The sequence below is a fragment of the Pseudoalteromonas sp. SG41-5 genome (assembly GCF_014164495.1).
Taxonomy (GTDB): Bacteria; Pseudomonadota; Gammaproteobacteria; order Enterobacterales; family Alteromonadaceae; genus Pseudoalteromonas; species Pseudoalteromonas rhizosphaerae.
In genome coordinates this window covers 57,827-80,992 of record NZ_JACJFH010000003.1, presented here as the reverse complement: position 1 = coordinate 80,992, position 23,166 = coordinate 57,827, and the positions used below count along the sequence as shown (strand labels likewise).

Below are 23,166 nucleotides of genomic sequence, written 5' to 3'. Positions count from 1 at the left end.
TGACTAAACCAAAGGAAATGTAATGAGTTTAATTAACGAAACCCATGATATAAATTTAACTAGCTGGGTTGCCTCAGCGAACGTTGCAAATTGTGACTTCCCAATTCAAAACCTACCATTTGCAGAAGTACGTCGTAAGAACTCTGACGAAGCTTTTCGTGGTGCCGTTGCCATTGGCGACCAAGTTATCGACCTTGCCAAAGTAAACGAGTTAGCTATTTTCTCAGGCGATGCACAAACAGCCATAGCAGCAGCAAGCCAAGCAACATTAAATGAATTTATGGGTCTTGGTCAGCAATATTGGTCAGCGCTACGTTTAGCATTATCTAAAGCATTACGCGAAGGCGCCGCTGAACAAGCTAAGTTAAGCGACGCATTAATTGCCCAAGCAGACATTGAGTTTGCATTGCCATGTCGTATTGGCGATTACACTGACTTTTACACATCTATCTATCATGCAACAGCAGTCGGTAGCTTATTCCGTCCTGACAACCCGTTACTGCCTAACTATAAATGGGTCCCCATTGGTTACCATGGCCGTTCTTCATCAATTGATGTGTCAGGTCAAACCTTTCATCGCCCAAATGGTCAAACTAAGGCGCCAGACGCTGAAGTACCATCGCTTGGTCCGTGTAAACGTTTAGATTATGAGTTAGAGCTAGGCATTTATTTAGGTAAAGGTAATGAATTAGGTGATGCCATTGCTATCGAAAACGCTGAAAACCATGTATTTGGTTTTTGTGTATTCAATGACTGGTCAGCACGTGACTTACAGGCATGGGAATACCAACCATTAGGTCCATTCCTTGCGAAAAACTTTGCTTCAACTGTATCACCGTGGATTGTAACCACCGAAGCATTAGCACCTTATAGAACATCATGGACTCGTGATGAAAATGACCCACAACCATTAGATTATTTAGAATCAAGCCAAAACCGTGAGCTTGGCGCCTTTGATATAAAAATGGACGTACAAATTGAGACCGCTAAAATGCGTGAACAAGGTGCTGCACCTTCATTAGTATCTAAATCAAGTTTCAAACATTCATACTGGACAGTGGCACAAATGGTGACTCATCACACAGTAAATGGTTGTAACTTTATGCCAGGTGATATGCTGGGCTCAGGTACGCAATCAGGTCCGACTCATGAAGAAGCCGGTTCATTACTTGAACTGTCTCGTGGTGGTAAAGAAAAAATCACCCTTAATAACGGTGAACAACGCAGCTTTTTAGAAGATGGCGACAACGTTATTATGCGTGGTTGGTGTGAAAAAGCCGGTTTTGCTCGTATCGGTTTTGGCTGCGTAGAAGGAACGGTTCTTCCTGCTAAGTAACTAAGTTGTAAACATTTATTAAATGTATTTATTATAAGGAGGCGACCAACGCCTCCTTTTTTAAGATTAATTACAATTTTTTACTGGCTTTTTCAGCTCAGATTGCTATCTTAATTCGGTTAATAGCCAGTGTTTATAAGCCATGTCAGCATTTATTAAGTCTTTTTATCACAAATTATTCCCAGCTAGACAGCTGTTGATCCGCCAAAATGGTGAGGTTAAACATGTGATATTAGCACCTTGGTTACAAATATCAGCCGTAGCTATTATTTTAATTGCTTTAATTTGGTTGGCTGTTTCGACCCTGCGAATATACTCTCAAACCAACAAGATTTCCGATATCGAACAAAGCCAATTATCAAAACAACAACAGTGGCAGCAACAAAGTAAAGAACAACAAGCACAATACGATAAACAGTTAGCCCAGCTTGCGGTGCTAGAGCAAAAGCATGCTTTATTGCAGAGCATGATCGATTCTTTACCTGAGTCGATGAGTAATCCCACACTGCCAGCAGCGCCGCCAGAAGGTGAACTCGGCGAACAACAAGAAGAGTTCCACGAACCATTAGTTGATGAAAACCCTAACAGCGCACACACTCTTTCACTCTCTGAATCTGTTAATATCGAGCAACGTTTTGCACTACTCGATAGCCAATACCAACACAGCTTTTTACAAATAGAGCAACAAATAGAACGCCGCCAGCACGATATTTTAGCGATGCTCAAAGGTGCAGGACTTGATACCGCCTTGGCGCGTCGTCTAGATGGTGATATGACAGAAACCGCGCAAGGTGGTCCGCTGGATTTATTTGATGAATCAAAGATCCCAGCTGAATTTTTAGTCATCGCAGATAAACTATTGGCGTTGAATAAGCTTGAAAATTTACTCAGTGAGTTACCGCAAACTCTGCCTGCAGCAAATTACTACATTTCGAGTAGTTTTGGCCTGCGTAAAGATCCAGTGAATAACCGTCATGCTTATCATAAAGGTGTTGATTTAGCAGGTTGGCATAAAACCGAAATATTCGCCCCCGCTGATGGCACTGTATTACGCGCAGGACGCAACGGTGGTTATGGTAATTTTATCGAACTGCAACATAAAAACGGCTTTGTAACTCGGTTTGGTCACTTAAATAAAATCAACGTTAAAAAAGGCCAAACGGTAACCAAAAATGATGTTATCGGATTAATGGGCAGCACTGGCAGAAGTACTGGCACTCACCTACACTATGAAGTATTACTTAACGACAAACATGTCAATCCAGTCAAAATAACAAAGGCGCTTTCTCGTGTTCGGTAAAAAAAAATCAACAGTAAGTAGTTCTGCAAATTCTCAACTAAAAAGAACTAGCCACACTCCTTCGATCATTTCTGAAGATGTTCGCTTAACGGGCAGCTTAGTGAGTCAAGGTGAAGTACAGCTTGATGGTCGCATAGATGGTGATGTTCGTGTTAACCATTTAGTTATTGGTAATACCGGTTGTGTTGAAGGCTCAGTGGTCGCTGAAAGCGTGATTGTAAAAGGTAAAGTAATCGGCTCACTCAACGCCAGCAAAGTAGTTATTGAACGTTCAGCGCAAGTGCACGGGGATGTTTATCAAGATACTTTAAGTATTGATGCTGGTGCAATTATTGAAGGTAACTTAAAACAACGCCATGAAGCTGAAACGGTTGAATTAATTACCAATAACGCAGAGTCAAAGCCAGAGCTTACATCTGCGCTCAGTGAAGGTGATAATGACTTGTCGTTTTTCAACAAACAAGCCGCTGAGAAAAAGTAATCGCTTTATTATTCTTTTACTTTTTCTTAGTAACGTACATCGTAATATCAGCAGTGAAGACCAATTCACTGCGAGTATTGTAAAGCTTCACTGGCACCACTAAATCCTCTTTATCTAGCCATTGTCTTGGCATTGCAATTTCTGCCACAGCTGTGACATCAGTATCAACCTTCGCTAAGTACTGCACCGTCATTCCCTTAGGGATCCAGCGATGAGTTTTATATGGCACGGTAGCATCAACCATCACACCGGCACATAACTCAGCTAAATTACACTGCGCAATAGCATGGATAGTCCCAATATGATTGTGCACACTCCGTCGGTTTTTAACCATTGCGCTGCAATGTCCGTCACGTAAATCTAAAACAGTGGGTTTCATGGAGCCAAAATAAGGGGCTTTAAAACACACTACTTTAGTAAATAACCAATTGCCAAATGGTAGACGCTTAAAACTATGCCATGCTGTTAAAACTGCAGATTTATTACTCATTATTATTTTCCATTGAATGTCGCTATTGCAAAATTAGCACATCAGACCAGTTAGCAAAAGTGCATTTATACTTATAATCTTACTAGCTATATTCTTATAGATGGGTCATATGCCCTTTCTTTTTTATCTTTGCAGACCTAAAATACGCGGCAAAAGGAGCACTCATGCCAACAACCGATCGCCGCAATCATCTTAGTGTTATTTTAATTCTCGCTCTTCTGGTTATATTCTGCCCATTAGCGATTGATATTTACTTACCCGCATTTCCTGATATAGCGCAAGCATTGGCTATTGATGAGCAGCAAGTGCAACTTACCGTCGCTATTTTTATGCTGACGGTTGGCTTAGGTCAGCTTATAGCAGGTCCTTTAGCCGACAAGTTTGGCCGCCGTCCAGTCGCACTATTTGGCATCACACTGTATGGATTTGCTGGGATGTTGGCTTTTTTAGCACCTAGCTTTAGCATTCTGATGCTTGCGCGTGCACTACAAGGTTTTGGGGCTTGTGCCACTTTTGTGGTTGCATTTGCGATTGTTCGTGATACCTACGGCAGCGCTAAAAGCGGCCAAATGATCACTTACCTTAATGGTATTGTGTGTTTTATTCCCGCGTTAGCACCTATCTTAGGCGCTTGGCTGACTGTGCAATTTGGCTGGCGGATAAACTTTTTATTTTTGGCGGGGTTTGCTTGTGTTGGACTAATGATCACTGCCATATATTTTAAAGAAACACGCCCTGCGGATAGCCACTATGAGGGCCACATACTCGATTTACGTCGTTTTATACCAATCATTAGCACGCCTATTTTTCTTTTTAATAGCCTAATTTGTATGGTGGCAATGTCGGCTATTTTAGCTTTTGTAACATTAGCACCGGGATGGATCATGACCGAGTTAGGTGGATCGGTCAGCGATTTTACTTTTTGGTTTACTCTCAATGCCATTGTTAGCATTGTAGCCAGCTTTATTGCACCATTGTATATCAAACGCCATAGTCAAAAAGCGTTACGCATAGGTATGAGTTTATTAATTTTCTCTGGTGTACTGATTTTAATTCTCGGCCAGTTTAAAAGTGCCTTTGCTTTTATGCTGCCAGTGTTGATTGCTGCGCTAGGCTTTGCACTTAGCTTAGGCTCAGCGGCTGGAATGGCATTGTCACATTTTGCTAAACAAGCAGGTACTGCATCTGCGTTAATCGGTTTAATGCAAATGAGCGGCGCTGGAGCATTGGTTATGCTCACCCAAGTGCTCCCTTTCAATGCGCCCGAGTTTATTGCTTTTCACTTATTATTATTGCTGCCACTGTGGGTTATACTGCTCAGTAATAAAGCACACGCTTATCACCCTAAAAACACATAAAAACAATGATCAATTTTGAATTTTTACTGTCATTTTTAGCCGCGAGTTTTTTAATCGCTGTTGCACCAGGTCCTTCCAATGCTTTTTTAATGGCGCAAACTTTTGCCAATGGCCGCGCAGCAGGCTTACAAAGCGCATTTGGTTTTGCTTTAGGCGGAGTGGCGCATACTTTATTTGCCGTTGTCGGTCTTACGGCTATCCTAAAAGCCTCAGAAGTGGCTTATACCAGCGTACAATACGCTGGTGCTGCCTACTTATGTTATTTAGGTGTTATGATGTTTAAAAGCACATTTATCCAGTCAGAGTGCAGTAGCGAAGATAAACCCCATGTAAGCACCAAGAAAAAAACTAATGTTATGTTTCAGGCTATGATGACTGAAGTGCTCAACCCTAAAGTAGCGTTATTTTTTATTGCGTTTATTCCGCAGTTTGTTGATCCAACCCTGTCATCATCAACTACATTTCAATTAGCTTTCTTTGGCTTACTGTATCCACTTTTTGCGTTTCCGATTGACTGCACGTATATTTACTTTGGCGATAAAATTGCAGGCTACTTTCGAGAGCACCCGCAAAGCCAAATTTGGATTGATCGTATAACAGGTGTAGTATTTGTAGTTCTTGCGGTTAATCTACTCATCTAAAAAAAAAAGAGTCAACATGGAACAAAAACAGCAAACCCTTCCAGCGCAAAAAAATATTGCTTTAGTTGCACACGATGGTAAAAAAGCAGCCTTGCTAGCCTGGTGTAATAAACATCGCGATAACCTCAGTAAGCACACTTTATATGGCACAGGCACCACAGGTCATTTAATTGAGCGAAATACTGGACTTGAAGTTATCAAACTACTTAGTGGCCCTATGGGGGGCGATCAGCAGTTAGGCGCTAAAATTGCGGAGCATGAAATTCATGTGTTGATTTTCTTTTGGGACCCCCTTGCATCTCAACCTCATGATCCGGATGTTAAAGCGTTATTACGCTTAGCTGCGGTATGGAATATTCCAGTGGCGTGTAATGAAGTCAGCGCAGATATGATTTTAAGCTCGCCTTTGATGCATAACGAGCTTGAACGGTCATTGCCAGATTACGAGAAATACCTCGCAACCCGACAAGTCATTCTATAAGCCCCCTTTAACGATAAAGCATACTTGCCCATTTAGTGAGTCCGGCGGTTACACTACCAAAGTGATCGCCGTTTACCATTTTAATATCACCTAAGTGCTCAACTAATGCAGCTTTTATTAGTGGCGATTGCGCGCTGCCACCGGTAAGGTAAATCACATCAGGAACGGTCCCTGCATCTTTAATCGCTTGTTTTGCTAAACTTACTATTTGCATAATTGAATCATCAACCGCCACAGCTAAATCAGCTCGTGATAGCACTTTATGTAATTGCGGTGCTAAAAACCCTAATTCACAGTCATACTCAGTCACTGAAGAAAGCGCAATTTTTGCCGCCTCCCCTTGCTGTACCAGCTGATGACCTTGCTTATTTTGCTGCAAATCGATCAGTCGTTGAAATAACTCAGGTGCTTGTACTTCACGTAACTGCGTAAGTAATTCTCGGTGATGGCTTTGACTATAAAACTGGCTTTGTAAGTTCACATCGTTAATTTTACATGCTTGCCAAAATGCTTGATTAGGCAATGGTAAACCTGATTTAAACTGACTGCCTAAACCAAGCAATGGCATTAATGCGTGATAGCTTAAAGCAATGTCTAAATCATTACCGCCAACACGTTTACCTGTATGTGCTAAAAAGTCATGATCACGGTCACTACTATCACGAAAGCTAGGTCCCATTTGCACAAATGAGCAGTCACTGGTACCACCACCAATATCAATAACCAATACTTTTTGATCGTTATTTAAGTCACTTTCATAATCAATTCCCGCTGCGAGTGGTTCATATAAAAAAGCCACATCTTTAAAGCCAGCTCGTTTTGCTGCACGCTCTAAAATACCAATTGCTTGTTGGTTTGATTGCTCTCCACCCACGGCTTGGAAATTTACCGGGCGGCCAATAACCGTTTGTGTTAACTCTTTTTGTAGTGATGTTTCAGCACGTTGTTTGATTTTTAAAATCATCGCGGTGGCAATATCTTCAAAGAAGTTGATTTGTCCTTGCTTTAAGCCTATTGCCCCAAAAAACGATTTAGGGGATTTAACAAAATAGCCTTCTTCAGGAAATTGCACATATTCGTTAATTGCTTCACGGCCAATAAAAAGACTTTCATCACCGGGGGCTAGATCTAAGTCAGACTTGATCCGCACCATACTATTGAGCAGGGCTTGGCGCTGGGTTTTAAAATCAGTTTCATAATTTGTACCTGTTAGATGCTGAGCAACAAAATCGACAACTAAAGCACTATGATGTGTGTATAAGGTTGAAGGGAGGTAAAACTTACCTTGCTCTAGGGGCACCAGCTCAACAGTATTTTGAGCATTCATTACACCCATTGCGCAATTAGAACTACCATAATCAAAACCAACTACCATTACTTCACCACAACTAACATCAAAAGGCCGCGCAATTTAGCATACTTACGGCTTTTTTTAAATGTTAATCAGGATCGCGTTGACGTAAAAAACTGGCAAACCGTGGTAAACCGTTTTTAGTAAAACCATGGTATCGGTATGTCACCGTCGCTCCTATTGCGGGTGGATTTTGGCGCTGTGCGTTACTAAAGCCAGTACCAATTGAAAACTCTTTTCCTTGTGGTGTAACTACTTTTAACGCCCCTAGCATGCCAGTAAATTTGCCTTTTCCTGGAAGATGAGCAATGACGACCGCTTCACTATCAAAATAAGGTTTTAACTTTAACAGCGCATCAGAACGGCCACTTTTATGCATTGCCGAGGCTAAATGCAGCATTACACCTTCACCACCTTGCTGAGTTACTTTATCAAAGTACGCAGATAATGCCTGCTCTGTAGTAAATTGATACTGCTGTACTGCTTGGATGTGAGGCTTATTTAATGTTTTTACTAAACGTAGATAATTTTCATAGCGTACTGCAAAGGGATTATGTTGATCTGGCATGTCAAATATCTGATAGGTGACTTTTTGCCAGTCACTATCCAACGGCTGTAAAGTGCGCACAATACCACTGAGGTCTGCAAAATCACCGCGCTTGGTCCACAACTCACCGTCTAACCTCAAATTAGGTAAATCAGCAATAAACCAGCCTGGCGCATGAATGGCATTGCCATTACGGGTTATCAACTGTGTTCCCGTCCAAATCGCACGGACCCCATCAAACTTCTCACTAACGAGATAGTTTTCAATGTCAAGCACTTGATCTTGTTGGTAAACCTTGGCAAGTTGGGCATCTGCGGTGATCTGTGTATCAGTTGCTAAGCAAGTAAAAGTACTGATCAGCAACCATAATACTGTTAGTCCTTTAAGCATATCGGTCTCCTTGTTTATCACCAAGCAGACTAAACTATAGCTTAGTTTGTACCCATTGCCATAGCTGCTGTAAATTATCCATTTGAGAAACAGCTAAACTTAAATCGTGGCCTAGGGTGTGTTTATTCGGTATTGCAACCACAGGTACGTTTGCATTAGTTGCTGCTGTAACGCCGGTGTGTGTATCTTCAACAGCAATTGCTTGCTCTGCAGAAATCCCTAATGTTGTCAGTGCAAGTAAATAAGGGTCTCCCGCCGGTTTTGGATTTTGCACGTCGTCTTTAGTCACTACGCAGTCAAACCATTCATAAAAGCCATAGCCTTTTAAGATAGGTAACGCCTCATGGCGTGAACTACCCGTCACTAATGCCATCTTAAGATCGCTTTGCTTCACTGCCTCTAATACCTCTTCGGCAAAAGGCATTAAAGGAGGTAAATTAGTAGTAACAAATTGCTCGAATGCATCATATTTAGCCTGCGCTAACCACTGCGGTGAAACCGATAAGTTATATTGCTCAACCACTTCAATTGCCGCATCTAAGGTCGGTCGACCTGAAAAACGTTGGCAAAAATCATCTTCTTCATAGCGCACGCCAAACGGTGCTAAAACATCATTCCAACAGTTAAAGTGGACACTTTCTGAATCAACTAAAGTGCCATCCATATCAAATAATACTGCTTTTAATGTCATCCTCATTCCTTTATTTTTCAGCAACAAAAAAGGCGCTCATAGCACCTTTTTGGTTTAATACTTATGCTGTTAAACCTGCTGGCGGCTCTGCAAATGCTTCTTCACCCGTTTCAACATCTACCAACTCGTAGCCACGTTCTTTTCTAACAACTTTTAGTACAGGTTTTTCAAATGCTGTTTTTAAACGCTCTGCGTCATCTCGTAACGCATCTAAGGTGTTGCCAAAAGGCGCTGCGCCCGTTTCTGACCAATTCGTTACTTTACCATTTAGGTTATATTCAACCTCATGTATTTGATATTGCGCCGCTTCATCTTTAGTTGCTTCACAAAAAATCACTCGGTAGTTCCAAAATCCAGCCATTGTTCTTCTCTTGTTAAATTTAATTGTCGCTACTTTAGCAGTTATAAATCAGGTTTTACAATACAAAAGCCCGCAACATGTGCGGGCTTTTAATATTAGCAATTATAAAGTCTACTTAGAAAAAGTTAACTTTAAATTCAGCGCCAATAAAGCGAGGCTCATTAACAATTGCAGAGTTATTGCTAAAATCTACACCACCGATGAATACTTGCTCATTGGTTATATTACGTGCAAATGCCGCAACTTCGTATTCGTAGTTATTATCAAACCACTTATAACCCGCGCGTAAGCCACCTTCTAATAATGCTTCACCAGTAAACTCCACTGATTCATATAAAAAGAAATCAATTTCACTACGGTATGACCAATCTGTAAACGCATAAAACTCACCATCGCCAAGCTCTTTAGTATAGCGTAGAGTAAAGTTAGCAATCCACTCCGGCGCATGTGGCAGGCTATTACCGTCTAAACTATAACCTTGGTTTGTTAGCGGATCAGTAATCGTACAAGCAAAACAGCCTTGCGAATATAAATCATCATCTTGCAGCTCAGTATTGTTATAACTGAAGTTAAAAGTTGCATCAAATTCATCAGTCAATACCCATTGAGTATCAACTTCAAAACCGTAGCCAACAGTTTTATCAGCATTCAACAAACGAGCTGAATTTCCCGAGTCACCACCAACAGCTGTTAACTGTTGATCATCCATTTGATAATAGAAAACAGTAGCATTGACACGTCCACGACCGTCAAGCACGTCTGATTTAATACCCGTTTCAATTGAGTTAATTGTTTCAGAATCAGCAACCGTTACATCATCACTAAATAAGATACGACCTTGAACGCTCGGTGCACGAAAACCATTTGCAGCACGAACGAATAAGTTTATATCATCAGAATATTTATACGCAGCAGCTAAATCCCATGATACATGGCTATCTTCTGGTGCAACTGACTTAGTTAAATTAGCAACTGCCGACTCTGGAGATGCGTAACGTGACGCTGTAAAGTCACGTTTATCATCTGAGTAACGTAAACCAGCAGTGATTTCTAACTTCTCAGTTAATTGATATTCACTCGATGCAAATACAGCCCATGCTGTTGTGTCTTGATCTTGGCGAACATAGCCAGTTAAGAAGTTTGCACCTAACCCATCGTAACCGTAAGTCTCAATCACTTGCTCTTCATTATAATAAAAAGCACCAACTTGGTAATTAAAGTCACCAGCAAAATCACTTGCTAAACGTAGCTCTTGTGTATATTGATTGTGATCTGGAAGGGCATCAGCGGTTTCAGACGCTAAGAAAATAAAACCAGGTCCCATTTCTGGTGTTGGGCAACCAGGAACAAAAGTATTCCCACAACCAAAACCACCATCTACATCAGCACGAGAGAAAATTTCTGCACTTTCCCAGCCACTGATCGATGTCAACGTGTAATCAGCAAAACTGTACTCTAGCTTTAAGCTAGCACCTTGGCTATTTACATTCTGTGTAGCAAATTGCACAGTATCTTGATATATCACTTCAGGATCAAAGCCCGGGCGCGGGTTATTTGTGCCTGTTTCAATTGCATTTGCATGAAATACAATTGGCTTACCATTTAAGTCACGAGTGTGGTAATTCAATAATGCACTGAAATCATCTTTCTCATATAAGAATTGGATACGCGCGGCAGTTTCTTGATAACCTCCTGTTACGTCATCAATCTCATTGCCTGCTAAGCGATTATCAATATAATCATCGCGCTCTTGACGTAATAGAGAAACACGTGCTGATAAGTTATCAGTTAAGCCACCACTTACAGCCCCTTCGAAGTCAATTGAATTGAACGAACCATATGATAAGGCTGCATAACCTTCAAAATCTTGACTTGGGCGAGCTGAATCAATTTTAACTAAACCAGCTGGGGTATTACGACCGAATAAGGTGCCTTGTGGTCCACGGAGAACTTCTACGCGGCCCGTGTCAAATATAGGAAAACCTTTTAAAATAGGGCTTTCTTGAACAATTTCATCAACCACTAGGGATACTGGTTGTGATGAATTCAAATCGAAATCTGAATTACCAAGACCACGAACATAAAAACGTGGGAATGAGCGACCAAATGAAGATTCTACAGTTAAGCTTGGAATTTTTGCATTTAAAAAACGAATATCCATGCCGGCAGAACTGGCAGCATCAAGGCTATCACCTTGTAAAGCAGAAGCAGCGACAGGTACTTCCTGTGCGTTTTCTACACGCTTGCGCGCAGTGATTTGAATAACTTCTAATTGCTTGCTTTGCGCAGTTGGAGCTTGTTCATCAGCAGCAAGAGTTGTAAATGAAGTACCTGCTACGGCAGAGAACAACGTTGCATTGATTAGGGTTGCTAACGTAGATCTTTTCATTGCTTTCATGTCGGGGTTTAACCTTTTTAGTGCACTCTTATTCAACGGTTGATGTGTTGCGCCAAATTCACTCGGCGGGCTCGGCCAATTTTTCGCGCCTTAAGTTAAGCTGCGCGGACCTCTTTGTCGAGAGTGCAAAACGAAGTAAAGAGGCTGAACGAACGCTGAAGATTATAGCATTGTGTGACACTTTTGCTGCATTAATATGTACAATAATATAAACTTTTTACAACAAATAACGGCACAATAAGCGAACTTGAGAGATTTTATGCAATTATATTTATTTTATACGGACATTTGTCCTGTCAATAAAATGATTGTAAATGTAGCAGGTATCACAAGTGGGAGCCGCTAAGTGACTATAATGATCATTGAGTAAACCTAGCATAGCCAAATTTAATTCTGCTATACAATGCTTCTGCAAAGTTAATCGATATATTTTATTGATAAATCATACCTTATGCTAATGTATATAAACACGACAGAGCTAATCATTAAGGATTAAGATGGATCTAACCACCACACTTTCAAAAAACTGGTCAGTACTGTTAGTACGCGGCCTCATTGCAATTATTTTTGGCGTTATTACTTGGTTTGCACCCAATGCATCTCTGAGTATTATGTTGTTATTTTTTGCGGGCTATTTTTTATTTGATGGCATGCTAAGAACATGGGTTGCTTGGAACTCTAAGCAACACAATCCCTATTGGCGCTGGTTATTGGCCGGTGGGGTGTTATCAATCATCGCAGGACTAGTTACCCTATTTGCACCAAACGTTACCGCGATACTATTACTTTATTATGTCGCTGCGTGGGCCATAGCGATTGGCGCTGTTGAAATTTTAATTGCGCTTAAATTAAGAGCGGAGATATCTAATGAGTGGATATTAATTATTACTGGGGCAATATCAGTATTATTTGGTTTATATTTAATCTTTAATCCTAGCGCAGGGATCCATACTTTACTTTGGTTAGTCGCCACTTACGCCGTACTATTTGGTGCTTTAATTGTATTATTTTCATTAAAGCTAAGAAAGATGGCACAACAGCAATAACTCATCAATAAAAACGAAGTAATTTGCTACTCGTTGCAGCAAATTACTTCTGCAAGACGATACCGGTACCGCTGGATTTATTTCGTTGCTCGTCCCCGCCTTAATGCAATTTCACCATCAATATGTATATCGCGTTGTGGGAAAGAAATAACGACATTATGCTCAGCAAATATTTTATATACGCTAAAACGAATATCACTGCGGACTTGGCGCAACATGGTTTCTGATTCAGCACAAACCCAAAAAATAGCATTGAACACTAAAGAGCTTTCAGCAAAATCATCAAATAACACTGAAGATGCCGGCGTCGGAAGTATTGCAGGATGTTCGCTCAACACTTGTTTGATCAGTTTTTCAACTAACAATACATCTGATCCATATGCCACACCAACACTGACAGACGAACGAGCATTGCGGTCAATCAAGGTCCAATTCGTCACTGTGTTTTCGAGTAGTTGACTGTTTGGTATAAGCATGTGCACACCATCGTTGCGACGAATGCGCGTGGAGCGAGTATTAATCGTTTCAACCACCCCTTTGGCGTTGCCCACTTCTAAGAAATCTCCAATACGAATTGGCCGCTCCCACATTAAAATCCAGCCACTAATAAAGTTATTAATGATATTTTGTGCCCCGAATCCTACACCAATAGCTATAGCGCCAGAAACAAAGGCAAATGCTGTTAACGGAATATTTAACACTTCAAGGGAGGTAAATATTAAAATTGCGATACTTAACACTAAATAAATACGGGTAAATAAATGCACCGCATCAGGGTTCATTTTACGTGCGAGCAGAGTTTTTCGTATTAATCGACCAATCCATGTAACCACAAACCACATGGCAAAGAGTATCAAAGGCACTTGAATAACTTTAGCTACAGTAATTTCGATATTGTTATAACTAAAAATTACATACGATAAATAATGAGAGATTGACTCTAACGTCATACTTTTTCCAAAATTAATAAAACAAATAGCTATTCAGGGTTAAGTAAGTTTAGCACGCCATAATGGCATTTACGGAGAAGTTAAAGTTCAATATGTTTTTTATGAACAAATCATTAACATTTTCTTACAGGTAATGCTATATAAGTACTGTAAGCTTAAATAAAGCACGAGGAACGAATGATGTCACAACTGACCTTAAATCAAAAATTAGCCACGCTACAACCTTTAGTTGATTTGCAACTGTTTGAATCAAGTATTGAATACCGCAATAAAATTTTGTCTGTGCTTGCAGAGCAAGAACATACTCTTAATTGCATTAACAAAGAGTTTGGTCACCAGCAACCGGCAAGTTTTGGTAGCGAAAAAAAGTTTGTTTTAGGTTACAACTAATTTTGCTACTTCGCGCATGCAATATAAACCAAAATTCTCAATTAAGTACCAACCTGTAGTAGCTTTAATACGTCCTACTGTTTAAGGCTACTATTTCTCGATTTGCACTATTTTTACCTAAAAACACGTTTTTTGCGCTCAATCCCCACCTTAAACCGATAAACTTAGTTGTATATACATGAAAATTTGCTAAGTTATGGGTGTTTTATGTCTCGCCTGTTTTTCAAGGCTCACCTATTTTATGGAGTTCTCATGCGTAAGACCCTTATAGCAACTACAATTGCTAGTGCATTATTATTATCTGCTTGTAGTTCGCAAAACGATGCAGATACAAAAGAGCAAACGACTCAAGTACAAACAGCCAATGTAGACAACGTATTAATGAAACCAAGTCCATTACAATATATGGCACCAGAATTTGATAAATTTGGTACCAGTGATTATGAACCGGCATTTGATGCAGGTATTGCGCAGCAAAAAGCGCAAATCACGGCTATCGCTAACAACCCAGCTCCAGCTACATTTAAAAACACCTTAGTTGAATTAGAACTATCTGGCGAATTGCTTGATCGCGTTTCAACCGCTTTCTATAACTTATCTGGTTTGATCTCTAATGATGAGTATCAACGTATTGCAGCAAAAATGGCCCCAGTGTTATCTGCGCATTCTGATGATATTTATCTTAACAAAGCATTATTTTCACGTGTTGAAACCATTAATGGCAATAAAGCGAAGTTAAATGCCGAAGATCAGCGTTTAGTTGAGTTTTACTACACTAAGTTTGTTAACGCTGGTGCAAAATTAGATGAAGCACAAAAAGCCAAAATGCGTGAAATCAACGCAGAGCTTGCCAAGTTATCAACAGCCTTCTCGCAAAACGTATTAAAATCGTTTAAAGAGGACGTGGTATTAGTAACCGATAAAAGCGAACTTGCTGGCCTTTCTGACGCTGAAATAGCAAGCCTTGCCGCTGCCGCTAAAAAAGCAGGTAAAGAAGGCTACATGATCACGTTAGTGAACACCACGCAACAGCCGATTCTCAGCAGCCTAGAAAACCGTAAGTTACGTGAACGTATTTTTAAAGCATCAACGACTCGTGCGCAAAATACCAATGGCCCTATCATTATCAAAGAAACCAATTTGCGCGCTCAAAAAGCAGCACTACTTGGCTACAAAAATTGGGCTTCATATGTAATGACCACACGTATGGCTAAAACCACTGAAAACGTTTATGGCATATTAGATGACTTAGCACCTAAAGCCGTAAATAAAGCAAAAGCTGAAGCTGCTGAAATTCAAAAAGTAATTGATGCATCAGGCGAAAAGTTTACTGTACAACCATGGGACTGGGCATTCTATTCTGAAAAAGTGCGCCAAGCTAAGTACGACCTAGATCCTGCTTTAGTTAAGCCATACTTTGAAATGCAATCAGTGATCCATAACGGTTTATTCTTTGCGATGGAAAAACTATACGGCATTACTTTCAAAGAGCGTAAAGATTTACCACTTTATCACGAAGATGTAATGGCGTTTGAAGTGTTCAACGCCGATGGTAGTTCTATTGGTTTATTCTACATGGACCCTTATGCTCGTGAGGGTAAACGTGGCGGTGCTTGGATGAGTGCATATGTTAGCCAAAGTGGCTTAAAAGGCACAAAACCTGTAATTTATAACGCGCAAAACATTCCTAAACCTGCAGATGGTCAGCCAACACTGATGACTTTTGACGAAGTTACGACTATGTTCCATGAATTTGGTCATGCGGCACACGGTTTGTTCTCAGACGTAAAATACCCAAGCCTTGCAGGCACTGCAACAGCTCGTGACTTTGTTGAATTCCCGTCACAAGCGAACGAAGATTGGAACATCGAACCAACTGTACTTGCTAACTACGCGAAGCATTACAAGACGGGTGAACCAATTCCTAAAGAATTACTCGACAAAGTACTTGAGTCACAAAACTTCAACCAAGGTTTTGGTACCACTGAGTATTTAGCTGCAGCATTACTTGATATGGAATGGCATTCATTTGGTGTTGATAAGAAAATAACTGATGTACAAAAATTTGAGCATGACGCGTTAGAGAAACACGGCATTGCTTACTACCCAGTACCACCGCGTTATAAGTCTTGCTACTTTAGCCACACCTTTGCTGGTGGCTATTCAGCAGGTTACTATGCATACCTTTGGACTGAAGTATTTGCAGCTGATGCCTTTGCGCATATGACAAAGCAAGGCGGCTTAACTCGTGACAACGGTGATAGCTTCCGCAAAGAGATTTTATCAAAAGGTAACAGCCGCGACTTAATGCAAAGCTATATTGAGTTCCGTGGTCAAAAGCCAACTACCGACGCCCTACTTAAGCGCCGTGGTTTAGTTAAGTAAGCCAAACTAATTATAATGGGAGTCCGTAATGGGCTCTCATTTTTTATCGCCATTATTCATCCTAACCTTGTTACCTCCTAACTCAAATCAACACCTTACAGAAGATATATATGCTAATCTAAATAAAAAATTTAGGTTACACAATGCAAAATATACTTTTATTTTCAACTTGCTTACTACTAAGTGCATGTGCTACAGAGCCAACTGAGCACGCCGATATAGTGATCGCTAATGCGACGATCATCGACGTAACAACCGGACAACTCAGCGTTGAACAATCCCTTGCTATTCGCGATGGTGTGATCATAAAGCGCGCTAACAACTCACTAAAAAATAACTACATTACTGAGAATTACATTGATGCTAATGATCAATTTTTAATGCCAGGCCTTTGGGATATGCATGTCCATTTTGGCGGCGGTGAAGCGCTTATAGCCGAAAACAAAGCCCTGTTACCACTTTACCTTGCGTATGGCATTACTACAGTACGTGATGCTGCTGCTGATTTAAGTGAGTCAGTTTTAAGCTGGCGAGAGCAAATTAATAATAACCAATTAGTTGGCCCGACCATTTATACATCAGGGCCCAAACTCGAAGGTAAAGACTCTATTTGGCCTGGCGACTTAGAAGTTGAAACTGTCGAGGAAATGAATGCTGCTATTGATACGCTTGATGCTATGAATGTGGATTTTGTGAAAATCACCGATAGTGCATTAACACCTGAACTTTATTTAAAAGCAGTTAAAGAAGTGAAAAAACGTGGCTACCAAATATCTGGTCATATTCCGTTTTCGCTATCAGTTACAGATGTATCAAATGCAGGGTTAGATGCCATTGAGCATATGACCTACTTGTTAAAAGCCGCAGCAATTAATGAACCTGAAATATCAGCAAAAGTGGCTTCAGGTGAACTGAGTTACCGCAGTGCTTTGCCAATTATTACAGCAAATATTGATAACCAAACAGCTTTAAATAAATACGCCGTGTTAGCTCAAAATAACACGGCCGTAGTACCTACTTTAATTGGTGGTCAAATCACCGCTTATATTGATGAAGATAACCATCAAGATGATGAGTTTTTAAATTATTTAGGTAAAGGTCTTAAAGCCACTTACCAATGGCGTGTAGACAGAGCCAATAAAGATACCCAAGATCAAATCAAACAACGTAAAGAACGCTTTGTTAAAACAGCTCAATTACTACCTTTAGCACAACAGGCTGGCGTATCAATTATTGCTGGGACCGACGCTGGATTTTTAAATTCGTATATTTACCCAGGTTTATCTCTTCATCAAGAGCTGGCTATTTTTAGTGATTATGGCTTAACGCCATTACAAACATTGCAATCAGCAACACTTGCTGGACCACAGTTTTTAGGTAAAACGGCGCAGTTTGGAGAACTTACAGAAGGCAAAACCGCCGATATCATTTTCTTAACTGATAACCCATTAATTGATGTACGTAACACGCAAAAGCTCACTGGGGTTATTTCTCATAGTCGTTATTACAATCAAGCAGCACTTGAACAGCTAAAAGTAGATGCCAAGCAATTCGTTAGTTCACAACAGTAAATTAATCACCGGGCTCAGGTTACTTCACTGAGCCACTCCCTTTAATACTCTTTGTAGTATACACTCGCGCTTTTAGTTTGGAGTAAGCACTATGGGCTACTTATTTGCCGTCACTCTATTATGGGCGTTTTCATTTAGTTTAATTGGCGTATATTTAGCAGGTCAAGTTGATGCTTGGTTTAGTGTATTAATTCGCGTAGCCCTAGCCACACTGCTATTTTTACCGTTTTTAAAACGAACACCTCCCCAACTTGCTTGCAAACTCATGCTGATAGGCGCAGTACAACTCGGTATTATGTATAGCTTTTATTACCACTCATTTTTGTTCTTAAGTGTGCCTGAAGTACTGCTATTTACCGTAATGACCCCGCTTTACATCACGTTATTAAACGATGCGTGCAACAAGTATTTTAACCCACAGTTTTTTATAGTCGCTTTTATTGCCGTGCTGGGTGCAATTACTATTCGCTATGAAAACTTAGACAGTAACTTCTTAGTCGGATTATTACTGGTACAAGGCGCTAATATTAGTTTCGCTGTAGGACAAGTAACCTACAAACGCTTAATGCTGGGTAAGCAGCTTGATGATAAAACTGTATTTGGCTGGTTTTTTATTGGCGCACTGATTGTTGCAAGTAGCTGTTATGTCTTATTTGGTAACTCAAACAAATTACCAAGCACCTCAACACAATGGGGCATATTGATTTATTTAGGAGTTGTGGCATCTGGTGTTGGCTATTTTATGTGGAATAAAGGCGCCACACTTGTCAATGTGGGCGCACTGGCGGTGATGAACAACTTGCTTATTCCTGCAGGCATTGTTGTTAATGTACTTATTTGGAATAGAGACGCGGACATACTCAGATTAAGTATTGGCGCGGGGGTTATGCTATTTGCCTTAGTGATAAACCAAATAATGGCTAAAAGAGTAAATTAGTTACCCTGTAGTTAAACTGTCACTAATAATTAGTAAGGTAGCGTCCACTTTGATTTTTAAGGAAAAATAATGAAGCACACACCTTTACTGACTAGTTGTTTATTATTAATTACACTCGCTGGCTGCGATGACGATGTAGAAATAGTCGAAAAAGAAGTGGTTGTTACCAACACTGAGGTTGAAATTGTTAAAGTTCCTACCCCGGTTATTGTTGAAGTCGCGCAAGGTACGAATATTCAACTCGGTGCTCGCCCCGACTACTTAATTGACGATATGGCCACCAGCGCACTAAAAACAAAATTAGAATCGTGCAAAGACGGCCCTTTTTATCGTACTGATTTTTCAATTGGTCACCGCGGTGCACCTATGCAATACCCAGAGCACACTAAAGAATCTTACATTGCAGCAGCTCGTATGGGCGCTGGCATTGTCGAGTGCGATGTGACGTTTACAAATGATAAAGAGCTTGTATGCCGCCATTCACAATGCGATTTACATACCACCACTAATATTTTAGCGATCCCAGAACTTGCCGCTAAATGCAGTGTGCCATTTACGCCAGCGGATCCTAACAGTGGCACACCCGCTGCAGCTAAATGTTGCACCAGCGATATTAGCCTGGCGGAATTTTTAACCCTTGAGGGTAAAATGGATGGCGCGAACACCAATGCCACCAATGTTAACGATTATATGAATGGAACACCGAGTTGGCGCACTGATTTATACGCCACCTCAGGTACACTCATGACCCATAAACAAAGTATTGCGCTATTTAAAGAGCTGGGTGTAAAAATGACCCCGGAGCTGAAATCGCCTCAAGTGAGCATGCCTTTTAATGGTATGACCCAAGCGCAATATGCACAAAAAATGCTGGATGAATACACGCAAATGGACGTACCCGCAAACCATGTTTATCCGCAATCATTTAACCTAGCCGACGTAGAATATTGGATTAACACTAATCCTGAATTTGCAGCGCAAAGTGTGTATTTGGATGGTCGCGACAGCAATGCAGGGTTTGATCCTAATAACGCAGCAACATGGCAGCCAAGCATGGCAGAGCTAGCTACTGATGGCGTTAAAATTATAGCGCCCCCTATTTGGATGCTGCTAACCATAGATAACGACAGTAATATTGTACCCTCACAGTACGCTATAGATGCTAAGGCCGCAGGGCTTAATATTATTGCATGGAGCCTTGAACGCTCTGGCCCTCTAAATGAAGGCGGCGGTTATTATTATCAATCTATTAGTGATGTTATAGATAACGATGGCGACATGTTAACTGTGGTTGATGTTTTAGCACAAGAAGTGGGGGTCATGGGGATATTTTCCGATTGGCCAGCAACCGTAAGTTACTATGCTAGCTGTAATAAAATGCCTGCAAGTATTTAAACTTTAAGGCGTGTTTATTTTATCGCGCTCAGTTACCATATATTTTATATTATTTAACTGAGCGCTTTTATGATCATCCAACACCACCATGCAGACTTGCCTACCCCAACAGGTTTAATGCGCACCACGGTTTACCGCCCCGAAATGTCAGGGCAATTTCCCGCGATTATTTTTTATTCTGAAATATTTCAGCAAACCGCGCCTATTGCTCGCAGCGCTGCACTTTTAGCAAGCCATGGTTTTGTAGTACTTGTGCCAGAAGTGTTTCATGAGCTAAACCCTATCGGGACAGTGCTTGCCTATGATGATGCGGGTAAAGATAAAGGCAATAACGATAAATGGGCAAAACCGCTTGAATCCCACGACAGCGATACCCAAGCGTTAATCGACTTTGTACAAACACAAGACTATTGCACCGGCTCTGTAGGTACTATGGGTGTCTGTATTGGCGGTCACTTAGCTTATAGAGCCGCATTAAACCCACACATAAAAGCCGCATTTTGCTTATATGCCACCGACATTCATAGCGATACACTCCCCGCACAAGCCGGTAATAACTCGTTTGAACGCATGGCTGATATACAAGGTGAGATTCACTTTATTTGGGGAAAGCAAGACCCCCATGTGCCACAACAAGGTCGCGACAAAATTTATCAACAAGCTGTTAGTACGGGTATTAATTACCAATGGCAAGAAGTTAACGCCCAACATGCCTTTATGCGTGATGAGGGTGAGCGATACGACGGCGCACTAGCAATCACCATGTACCAGCAAGCCGTTGCATTATTTAACCGTACTTTGTAAGCCATAAATTAGACATTTTTAAGCATACCCAATGCGGTATGCCTTTTTATAAAATAATCCTTTAAATAATCGATAAATAAGCGCAACTTCTTAGAATCGGCGCCGCCGGGTGGAAATACGCCGTAAAGTTCTATATCTTTACTTTTATAGTCATCGAGTATAATTTCCAATAGCCCAGCTTGAACTTTTGGCCATGCATCGTAAAGTGGAATACGCCCGATACCATGGCCTGCTTCAACAAAAGCAGTTCGCGCAGCAGCGTTATTAGTCCTTAAACCACCTTGCATAGTTAAGTTATGCTTTTTACCATCTTTTTGTAGCGTTAATGTTTTACTGCCGAGCTGATACACCACCCATTGATGTTCGCTTAATTGCGCTGGAGTTTTAGGTTTACCGTAATGGGCAAAATAATCTGGCGAACCACAAATACAGGTACTCATAGTAGTGAGTTTAGTCGCTTGTAAATTGGAGTCACTAAGCGCAACACCGCGAATCGCAAAATCAAAGCCATTTTTAATAATATCAATCACTTCATCACTTAACTGTAAATCAATATCGATTTTGGGATACTGACGTTTAAAATCATTGATTGCAGGCACAACCAACTGCATACCGACATTCACCGGGCAGCTAATTTTAAGTAAGCCTTGTGGTTCGCTTTTTATATTTTCTATTTGCTGTTTAGCCGCATTAGCTTGCTCAGTAATAATTCTGCAGCGCTCATAATACGCAATCCCCGCTTCGGTCAGTGCCATAGTTCGCGTTGAACGATTAAGCAGCGTCACTTCCAGTTGGGTTTCTAATTTTTTTAAGTGATAACTTGCCACTGCACGAGTAAACCCCAATTGTTTGGCGGCCGCCGTTAAACTGCCCTGCTCTACAATTTGTGCAAATACCACCATACTTTTGAGTTGCTCAAACGATACCTTCATAAGATCTCCTATACTGACTTACTTTATTGTATCAACTATTAAACCAATAAAGTTGAATTTATCATCGTTGTTTAAAGTAACCTTAGTGCTTATAGTAGTTAGTAAGATAAATTAAAAATTTAAATCATCAGAAGGAATATGGTTATGGCTAAAAAAATACTTATGGTTCTTACCTCTCATGCAGAGCTTGGCAATACCGGTCATAAAACGGGCTTTTGGGTTGAAGAATTTGCGGCTCCTTATTATGCATTTATTGATGCCGGTGCTGAGGTTACACTCGCATCAGTAAAAGGCGGGCAACCACCGATTGATCCAAATAGCGCCGCACCTGATGCCGCAACAGATGCTACAAAACGTTTTGATAACGACAGTGCAGCACAAACATTGATGGCCAATACAAAAGCGCTTGGTGATGTAAATGCCAGCGACTTTGACGCCGTATTTTACCCAGGCGGTCATGGCCCATTATGGGACTTAGTTGATAATACAGACTCAATTTCATTGATTGAAGACTTTATCAAAACAGAAAAGCCTGTTGCAGCTGTTTGCCACGCAAGTGCCGTGTTTTTAAATGCTAAAAATTCAGATGGCAGTGCATTGGTTGCAGGTAAGAAAGTAACTGGCTTTAGCAATAGTGAAGAAGCCGCTGTGCAACTTACTGACATTGTTCCATTGTTGGTAGAAGATGAGCTGATCAAAAAAGGCGGTGATTACCAAAAAACGGATGATTGGGGTGTGCTCGCATTAGTCGATGGCTTATTGATCACCGGTCAAAATCCTGCCAGCTCTGAGCTTGCAGCGCAAAAACTGCTAACCCAATTAGGCTAATTCTTTAATATTGTAACTAAAGCCTTGCTTAACCCAGCAAGGCTTTTCAATTAAGCATCAGGATAGGTATACTCAGTCAAACATATTTAAAATTAAGTGATGT

22 protein-coding genes are annotated in these 23,166 nt (G+C 40.7%); 14 read left to right on the top strand and 8 right to left on the bottom strand.

The genetic code is table 11. From position 1 onward, the window contains the following. Positions 1-22 precede the first annotated feature (22 nt). The 3 genes from fahA to H5232_RS01545 all read left to right on the top strand — a co-directional run bounded on the left by fahA (position 23) and on the right by H5232_RS01545 (position 3,117). Positions 23-1,336, top strand: coding sequence for a fumarylacetoacetase (gene fahA, locus H5232_RS01555; protein WP_182717062.1), 1,314 nt, complete (start codon positions 23-25; stop codon positions 1,334-1,336). A gap of 142 nt (positions 1,337-1,478) precedes the next feature. Next, positions 1,479-2,636 (top strand): M23 family metallopeptidase, encoded by a 1,158-nt coding sequence (locus H5232_RS01550; RefSeq protein WP_145237350.1) that lies wholly within the window; start codon positions 1,479-1,481, stop codon positions 2,634-2,636. Next, the gene (locus tag H5232_RS01545; RefSeq protein ID WP_145237352.1) at positions 2,626-3,117 is read left to right on the top strand and encodes a polymer-forming cytoskeletal protein; all 492 of its coding nucleotides are present in this window, start codon (positions 2,626-2,628) and stop codon (positions 3,115-3,117) included. The genes H5232_RS01550 and H5232_RS01545 overlap by 11 nt, the downstream gene beginning before the upstream one ends. A gap of 16 nt (positions 3,118-3,133) precedes the next feature. On the opposite strand, the gene H5232_RS01540 is transcribed toward H5232_RS01545, so the two are convergent. Further along, a complete protein-coding gene (locus H5232_RS01540; RefSeq protein WP_145237355.1) occupies positions 3,134-3,607 on the bottom strand; it encodes a hotdog fold domain-containing protein in 474 nt (157 codons plus the stop codon). 164 nt (positions 3,608-3,771) lie between these two features. On the opposite strand from H5232_RS01540, the gene H5232_RS01535 reads away from it, so the two are divergent. The 3 genes from H5232_RS01535 to H5232_RS01525 are packed head-to-tail and all read left to right on the top strand — an operon-like array spanning position 3,772 to position 6,087. Next, entirely contained in the window at positions 3,772-4,965 is a 1,194-nt protein-coding gene (locus H5232_RS01535; RefSeq protein ID WP_182717059.1) for a multidrug effflux MFS transporter, read from the top strand. Between the two features lie 5 nt (positions 4,966-4,970). Beyond that, entirely contained in the window at positions 4,971-5,606 is a 636-nt protein-coding gene (locus H5232_RS01530; RefSeq protein ID WP_182717058.1) for a LysE family translocator, read from the top strand. Positions 5,607-5,622: 16 nt separating this feature from the next. Continuing rightward, the gene (locus tag H5232_RS01525; protein ID WP_145237363.1) at positions 5,623-6,087 is read left to right on the top strand and encodes a methylglyoxal synthase; all 465 of its coding nucleotides are present in this window, start codon (positions 5,623-5,625) and stop codon (positions 6,085-6,087) included. 7 nt (positions 6,088-6,094) lie between these two features. On the opposite strand, the gene yegD is transcribed toward H5232_RS01525, so the two are convergent. The 5 genes from yegD to H5232_RS01500 all read right to left on the bottom strand — a co-directional run bounded on the left by yegD (position 6,095) and on the right by H5232_RS01500 (position 11,825). Further along, the gene (yegD, locus tag H5232_RS01520; RefSeq protein WP_182739379.1) at positions 6,095-7,462 is read right to left on the bottom strand and encodes a molecular chaperone; all 1,368 of its coding nucleotides are present in this window, start codon (positions 7,460-7,462) and stop codon (positions 6,095-6,097) included. Between the two features lie 64 nt (positions 7,463-7,526). Further along, positions 7,527-8,375, bottom strand: coding sequence for a DNA ligase (locus H5232_RS01515; RefSeq protein WP_182767464.1), 849 nt, complete (start codon positions 8,373-8,375; stop codon positions 7,527-7,529). Between the two features lie 34 nt (positions 8,376-8,409). After that, on the bottom strand, positions 8,410-9,066 hold the full coding sequence (locus H5232_RS01510; protein WP_182767465.1) for an HAD family phosphatase: 657 nt from the start codon (positions 9,064-9,066) through the stop codon (positions 8,410-8,412). 61 nt (positions 9,067-9,127) lie between these two features. Further along, positions 9,128-9,427, bottom strand: coding sequence for a hypothetical protein (locus H5232_RS01505; protein ID WP_145237374.1), 300 nt, complete (start codon positions 9,425-9,427; stop codon positions 9,128-9,130). 115 nt (positions 9,428-9,542) lie between these two features. Then, on the bottom strand, positions 9,543-11,825 hold the full coding sequence (locus H5232_RS01500) for a TonB-dependent receptor (RefSeq protein WP_145237377.1): 2,283 nt from the start codon (positions 11,823-11,825) through the stop codon (positions 9,543-9,545). Positions 11,826-12,322: 497 nt separating this feature from the next. Between H5232_RS01500 and H5232_RS01495 the strand changes: the two genes are divergently transcribed. Then, positions 12,323-12,871, top strand: a complete 549-nt coding sequence (locus tag H5232_RS01495) for an HdeD family acid-resistance protein (RefSeq protein WP_182717055.1) — start codon at positions 12,323-12,325, stop codon at positions 12,869-12,871. A gap of 77 nt (positions 12,872-12,948) precedes the next feature. Here H5232_RS01495 and H5232_RS01490 read toward each other — a convergent pair whose 3' ends face one another. After that, complete coding sequence (locus tag H5232_RS01490) at positions 12,949-13,821, bottom strand: mechanosensitive ion channel family protein (RefSeq protein ID WP_145237382.1); 873 nt, start codon at positions 13,819-13,821, stop codon at positions 12,949-12,951. A 180-nt stretch (positions 13,822-14,001) separates the two neighbouring features. On the opposite strand from H5232_RS01490, the gene H5232_RS01485 reads away from it, so the two are divergent. The 6 genes from H5232_RS01485 to H5232_RS01460 all read left to right on the top strand — a co-directional run bounded on the left by H5232_RS01485 (position 14,002) and on the right by H5232_RS01460 (position 21,303). After that, a complete protein-coding gene (locus H5232_RS01485) occupies positions 14,002-14,211 on the top strand; it encodes a hypothetical protein (protein WP_145237750.1) in 210 nt (69 codons plus the stop codon). A gap of 252 nt (positions 14,212-14,463) precedes the next feature. Then, positions 14,464-16,596 (top strand): M3 family metallopeptidase, encoded by a 2,133-nt coding sequence (locus H5232_RS01480; protein ID WP_182739382.1) that lies wholly within the window; start codon positions 14,464-14,466, stop codon positions 16,594-16,596. Between the two features lie 143 nt (positions 16,597-16,739). Then, positions 16,740-18,167: an amidohydrolase family protein gene (locus H5232_RS01475; RefSeq protein ID WP_182739383.1), complete on the top strand. Its 1,428-nt coding sequence runs from the start codon at positions 16,740-16,742 to the stop codon at positions 18,165-18,167. 91 nt (positions 18,168-18,258) lie between these two features. Then, positions 18,259-19,104 (top strand): carboxylate/amino acid/amine transporter, encoded by an 846-nt coding sequence (locus H5232_RS01470; RefSeq protein WP_182717051.1) that lies wholly within the window; start codon positions 18,259-18,261, stop codon positions 19,102-19,104. Between the two features lie 69 nt (positions 19,105-19,173). Next, positions 19,174-20,499 carry a glycerophosphodiester phosphodiesterase family protein gene (locus H5232_RS01465; protein WP_182717050.1) on the top strand — a complete coding sequence of 442 codons (1,326 nt, stop codon included), beginning with the start codon at positions 19,174-19,176 and terminating at the stop codon, positions 20,497-20,499. 69 nt (positions 20,500-20,568) lie between these two features. Then, positions 20,569-21,303, top strand: a complete 735-nt coding sequence (locus H5232_RS01460; protein WP_149980843.1) for a dienelactone hydrolase family protein — start codon at positions 20,569-20,571, stop codon at positions 21,301-21,303. Positions 21,304-21,311: 8 nt separating this feature from the next. Here the strand turns inward: H5232_RS01460 and H5232_RS01455 are convergent, their stop codons facing one another. Continuing rightward, the gene (locus tag H5232_RS01455) at positions 21,312-22,235 is read right to left on the bottom strand and encodes a LysR family transcriptional regulator (protein ID WP_182758533.1); all 924 of its coding nucleotides are present in this window, start codon (positions 22,233-22,235) and stop codon (positions 21,312-21,314) included. A gap of 144 nt (positions 22,236-22,379) precedes the next feature. Here H5232_RS01455 and H5232_RS01450 point away from each other — a divergent pair, with 144 nt between their 5' ends. Continuing rightward, positions 22,380-23,063, top strand: a complete 684-nt coding sequence (locus H5232_RS01450) for a type 1 glutamine amidotransferase domain-containing protein (RefSeq protein WP_149980845.1) — start codon at positions 22,380-22,382, stop codon at positions 23,061-23,063. The last annotated feature ends 103 nt before the right edge of the window (positions 23,064-23,166 follow it).

Bases quoted from the DNA above. Each gene is read 5' to 3' on its own strand.
- H5232_RS01455 (WP_182758533.1), bottom strand. From the start codon at position 22,235: ATGAAGGTATCGTTTGAGCAACTCAAAAGTATGGTGGTATTTGCACAA.
- H5232_RS01535 (WP_182717059.1), top strand. From the start codon at position 3,772: ATGCCAACAACCGATCGCCGCAATCATCTTAGTGTTATTTTAATTCTC.
- fahA (WP_182717062.1), top strand. From the start codon at position 23: ATGAGTTTAATTAACGAAACCCATGATATAAATTTAACTAGCTGGGTT.
- H5232_RS01485 (WP_145237750.1), top strand. From the start codon at position 14,002: ATGTCACAACTGACCTTAAATCAAAAATTAGCCACGCTACAACCTTTA.
- yegD (WP_182739379.1), bottom strand. From the start codon at position 7,462: ATGGTAGTTGGTTTTGATTATGGTAGTTCTAATTGCGCAATGGGTGTA.
- H5232_RS01460 (WP_149980843.1), top strand. From the start codon at position 20,569: ATGATCATCCAACACCACCATGCAGACTTGCCTACCCCAACAGGTTTA.
- H5232_RS01525 (WP_145237363.1), top strand. From the start codon at position 5,623: ATGGAACAAAAACAGCAAACCCTTCCAGCGCAAAAAAATATTGCTTTA.
- H5232_RS01500 (WP_145237377.1), bottom strand. From the start codon at position 11,825: ATGAAAGCAATGAAAAGATCTACGTTAGCAACCCTAATCAATGCAACG.
- H5232_RS01480 (WP_182739382.1), top strand. From the start codon at position 14,464: ATGCGTAAGACCCTTATAGCAACTACAATTGCTAGTGCATTATTATTA.
- H5232_RS01510 (WP_182767465.1), bottom strand. From the start codon at position 9,066: ATGACATTAAAAGCAGTATTATTTGATATGGATGGCACTTTAGTTGAT.
- H5232_RS01495 (WP_182717055.1), top strand. From the start codon at position 12,323: ATGGATCTAACCACCACACTTTCAAAAAACTGGTCAGTACTGTTAGTA.
- H5232_RS01465 (WP_182717050.1), top strand. From the start codon at position 19,174: ATGAAGCACACACCTTTACTGACTAGTTGTTTATTATTAATTACACTC.
- H5232_RS01505 (WP_145237374.1), bottom strand. From the start codon at position 9,427: ATGGCTGGATTTTGGAACTACCGAGTGATTTTTTGTGAAGCAACTAAA.
- H5232_RS01540 (WP_145237355.1), bottom strand. From the start codon at position 3,607: ATGAGTAATAAATCTGCAGTTTTAACAGCATGGCATAGTTTTAAGCGT.
- H5232_RS01450 (WP_149980845.1), top strand. From the start codon at position 22,380: ATGGCTAAAAAAATACTTATGGTTCTTACCTCTCATGCAGAGCTTGGC.
- H5232_RS01470 (WP_182717051.1), top strand. From the start codon at position 18,259: ATGGGCTACTTATTTGCCGTCACTCTATTATGGGCGTTTTCATTTAGT.
- H5232_RS01530 (WP_182717058.1), top strand. From the start codon at position 4,971: ATGATCAATTTTGAATTTTTACTGTCATTTTTAGCCGCGAGTTTTTTA.
- H5232_RS01490 (WP_145237382.1), bottom strand. From the start codon at position 13,821: ATGACGTTAGAGTCAATCTCTCATTATTTATCGTATGTAATTTTTAGT.
- H5232_RS01475 (WP_182739383.1), top strand. From the start codon at position 16,740: ATGCAAAATATACTTTTATTTTCAACTTGCTTACTACTAAGTGCATGT.
- H5232_RS01515 (WP_182767464.1), bottom strand. From the start codon at position 8,375: ATGCTTAAAGGACTAACAGTATTATGGTTGCTGATCAGTACTTTTACT.
- H5232_RS01550 (WP_145237350.1), top strand. From the start codon at position 1,479: ATGTCAGCATTTATTAAGTCTTTTTATCACAAATTATTCCCAGCTAGA.